At 59.5% G+C, this 2424-nt stretch carries 1 protein-coding gene; it reads right to left on the bottom strand.

The window, feature by feature from the left end; all coding sequences use genetic code 11:
* Positions 1–435: 435 nt before the first annotated feature.
* Positions 436–2424, bottom strand: a 1989-nt coding sequence (bcsC, locus tag RTK32_RS13615) for a cellulose synthase complex outer membrane protein BcsC (RefSeq protein WP_312044802.1), incomplete at its 5' end; no start/stop codon positions are given.

Here is a 2424-nt window from a genome sequence, read left to right as displayed (position 1 = left end):
AAGAGCTGAATGACGATAAAAATCAGAATGGTGATCACCGCGACGCCGGACACCGTCGCCATCTGTTTTATCGTTAACGAACGACTAACGCGCAAGCCTGTTCTCCGCAAAGCTGACTGCCGCCAAAGGGGCGGCAAAAACAGCCCTGAGTATATCCTATGACAGGCGCTTGTTAAGTCATCCCTTGCGGCAGGGGGGCGATTAGGCCTTTTCCGATAGGAAAACGGCGTCCGGGCGGCATAGATCGCTATTTACAGACCGCCTGAGGCGTTAAAAGCCGCAACAACATGCCGGATTGCTATGTCCCGTCCAGGCGCTAACGCCGTAACCACATGCCGAATCGCTATGTCCCGTCCAGGCGCTAACGCCGCAACTACCTGCCGGATCGTTATGTTCAGTTCAGGCGCTAACGGTCACAACAACAGGCCGGGATCGCTATTTAAAGTCCGCATAAGGCGTTAACGGCTGCAACGGCATATCGAGATCCCCTTCCCAGCCCGCCATGGAATAACGCAGATAAATCATGCCGTGGCTGGGCGTGTAATCCTTCGCCTGCTGAATATCCATGCCCAGCCCCAGCGTCCAGTGCGCGCTCAGACGACGCTCTACCGCGGCCTGCAGCGTGTAGCCGAATCCGCTACTGCTGCTGCTGTTACCCTGCGGATTATCGCTGGTCAGCGACCCAAAATTCAGCGGATAGCGGGACTGTGCACCCGTGCGGGAATGGGACCAGGAAACTGAACCGCCCAGATCGAACGACCAGTTTTCCGTACGCTGCCGATAAGTTAGCGGCACAGACAACGAGTTATAGGTCTGAGGACTGTAGTAGCCGCCCTGACCAAGCGAATAGTCGCTTAAGTCACGGCTGTAGTGCCATAACATACCGTTCAGGCCTACGGTGGCGCGGCGGTTGTCCTCGTTAAGAAGCTTATAGTAATAACCCACCATCAGCCGTTCGCGGGCGTTGTCCTTAACGTTTTCACCGGTAAGCTGATGGGCGCTGATGTCGGCCCAGACGCCGTGCGCGCCGCCTTTATCGTAGCTTAATCCTACCGCTCCGCCGGTCGCCACCACGCCGCCCCAGGTTTTGCCGCTGGCGGTATTAGGATCGCGCGCGCCTGCATAGGCCAGCAGCGAGCTGGAAACAGGGCGGCGGGAAGCGGTCAGCGAAACGCCGAGATCGCTCAGTCTGGTGTTCCAGGTGAAACCGCCCACCCAGTTAGTGACCTCAAAGCCCAGCGGCGTGGTGCCAATATCGGCCGACCATTTGTCGCTGGTATAGCCAACGCCGACGCTGGTGCCGTTCTGATGCTGACGGAAATCCCGGTTACAGGTGGCGTCATTATTGGCACAGCTGCCGAAATTTTCATTAATGTTGCCGAGACTGTTGGGAGAGAAAGTGCCCGCCGAGAGATTGACGTTATCCAATCGCAGCCAGCCTTTCCCCCGACCAACCGGCGTTTCCGCCTGAGCCATCGTGGTGTGTGCGGTGAAATCAGAAATGCCGCCGGTACCTTTATTTCTGGCGTAATCCTCTGCCAGCGTCAGCGTGGTGTCCTGCTGGCGCGCCAGATCGGCCGCTTCGCTGCGGATACCGCGCTTCAGCCAGTCGTCCTGCTCATTGTTACGCGTCAGCCGCGTAGCCTCTTCGGTGCTTTGCGGAAGAGTAGTAGTAATCCCGCTGGCCACCATCGCCTGGCGATAGTCATACTGCGCATCGGCAGGATTGTGCTGCGCCGCTTCCAGCCTCGCGGCATCGCGAAACACCAGCGCGCTGCTTTGCGAAGGCATTTCCCGCGCGGCCCGGGGTTTCAGCAGGCCATACAGCGTAGCGGCACGAGCGGTATCGCCCACGCTTTGCGCTGCGTTTGCTACGCGTCGTCCCGTGTTGACGCTCTCCCCCGCCACGGCTGGCGATAAAGCCTGTAACCGCTGTTTAGCGGCAGGCAAATCCCCCAGCAGCACCAGCGCTTCAATTTCGCCCAGCAGCGCATCGTTATTCTGTGATTCTTTTTCACGCACCTCACGGTAGCCTGCCAGAGCCTGCTGCGCATCGCCTCTCGCCAGCGCCCAGTCAGCTTTGGTCAGGGCAATACGGCTGGAAGGCGGCAGCTGTCCCAGCAGGGCGACCGCCTGACTTTCCTGACCGTTGGCGCGTAGTTGTTCGGCACGAGCGATAACCCGGTCCGTTTCCAGCCTGTCATTTAAGGCTTTACTGTTCGCGTCCCACTTCGCGGCGGGCAAAGCCTGCAGCTGACGCATCGCCTCTTCAGCACGGCCGCTGCCGGAAAGATAGAGCGCATAAGCATAGGCCTGCGCCGGTACGCCAGGTTGACGTTGCGCCATCGCTGCCATCTGCTGGTCCGCCGCCCGGGGCTGCCCCGCCTGACGCAGCGCGCCAGCCAGTCGGTAGTTCAGCCAGAT

The organism is Erwinia sp. (genome assembly GCF_031978025.1).
Taxonomy (GTDB): Bacteria; Pseudomonadota; Gammaproteobacteria; order Enterobacterales; family Enterobacteriaceae; genus Erwinia.
This window is presented reverse-complemented; position numbering and strand designations above follow the sequence as displayed.